This window comes from Streptomyces sp. NPDC059900 (assembly GCF_050270335.1).
In the GTDB taxonomy this organism is placed as follows: Bacteria; Actinomycetota; Actinomycetes; order Streptomycetales; family Streptomycetaceae; genus Streptomyces.
The window spans coordinates 1-1,354 of sequence record NZ_JBNNJZ010001097.1 but is presented as its reverse complement, the minus strand read 5'-3'; the positions used below and the strand labels follow the sequence as shown (position 1 = coordinate 1,354).

Here is a 1,354-nt window from a genome sequence, read left to right as displayed (position 1 = left end):
GAACACCCCGAGGTGTGGCTCTCGGTCTCGGCCACCACCCGAAAGCCGCGCCCCGGCGAGAAGCACGGCGTCCACTACTTCTTCGTCTCCGACGAGGAAATGGACAAGCTGATCGCCAACAGCGAGCTGCTCGAATGGGCTGAGTTCGCGGGCAACCGCTACGGCACGCCCCGGGGCGCGGTGCTCGAACGCCTCGAGGCGGGCGAGCCCGTCCTCCTGGAGATCGATCTGCAGGGCGCGCGCCTGGTCCGCGAGTCGATGTCCGAGGCCCAGCTGGTCTTCCTCGCCCCGCCGAGCTGGGAGGAGCTGGTCCGCCGGCTCACCGGCCGGGGGACCGAAGCTCCCGAGGTGATCGAGCGCAGGCTCGGCGCGGCGAAGATCGAACTCGCCGCGGAGGCCGAGTTCGACACGACCCTGGTCAATACCTCCGTCGAGGACGTGGCACGTGAGCTGCTAGCCTTGATGAAAGTTGTTTGATCTTCTTCATCCTCAGTAATCCCGGATTGATCTTCCATCTCCATTTCGAAGGCCAATCCCCATCGGAAGGCAGAGAGTGTCCTCTTCCATCACTGCGCCCGAGGGCATCATCAACCCGCCGATTGATGAGCTCCTCGAAGCAACCGACTCGAAGTACAGCCTCGTGATCTACGCCGCCAAGCGCGCGCGCCAGATCAACGCGTACTACTCGCAGCTCGGTGAGGGCCTGCTGGAGTACGTCGGCCCGCTGGTGGACACGCACGTCCACGAGAAGCCGCTCTCCATCGCGCTCCGCGAGATCAACGCGGGTCTGCTGACGTCCGAGGCCATCGAGGGCCCGGCCCAGTAGTCGCTTTTCTTCATCTGCAGTTTCCTCACCACAGGCCCGGCAGCGCGACTGCCGGGCCTGTGGTGTGTCATGGAGTCGTACGTTCCCAAAACCGGGGAGCAGAAGTGCGGGGAGGCACGGTGGGCAAGCCCAAGGTCGTTCTGGGGGTCAGCGGCGGAATCGCCGCGTACAAGGCCTGTGAGCTGCTGCGGCGGCTGACCGAGTCGGGCCATGACGTACGCGTCGTGCCGACCGATTCGGCCCTGCACTTCGTGGGGGAGGCGACCTGGTCGGCGCTGTCCGGCAATCCGGTCTCGACCGAGGTGTGGTCCGACGTCCACGAGGTGCCGCACGTACGGATCGGCCAGTCCGCCGACGTCGTGATCGTCGCCCCCGCGACGGCCGACATGATGGCGAAGGCGGCTCACGGCCTCGCCGACGACCTCCTGACGAACACCCTCCTCACCGCCCGCTGTCCGGTGATCTTCGCGCCCGCCATGCACACGGAGATGTGGGAGCACCCGGCCACGCAGGAGAACGTCGCCACGC

At 66.4% G+C, this 1,354-nt stretch carries 3 protein-coding genes; all 3 read left to right on the top strand.

Annotated elements, in window-relative coordinates:
• The coding region (gmk, locus tag ACQKIP_RS47540) for a guanylate kinase (RefSeq protein ID WP_427745880.1) at nucleotides 1–477 on the top strand (477 nt) is incomplete at its 5' end.
• 76 nt (nucleotides 478–553) lie between these two features.
• Complete coding sequence (rpoZ, locus tag ACQKIP_RS47535) at nucleotides 554–826, top strand: DNA-directed RNA polymerase subunit omega (RefSeq protein ID WP_005319902.1); 273 nt, start codon at nucleotides 554–556, stop codon at nucleotides 824–826.
• Between the two features lie 119 nt (nucleotides 827–945).
• Nucleotides 946–1,354 (top strand): flavoprotein (locus tag ACQKIP_RS47530; protein WP_427745879.1); only part of this gene is annotated, 409 nt, incomplete at its 3' end.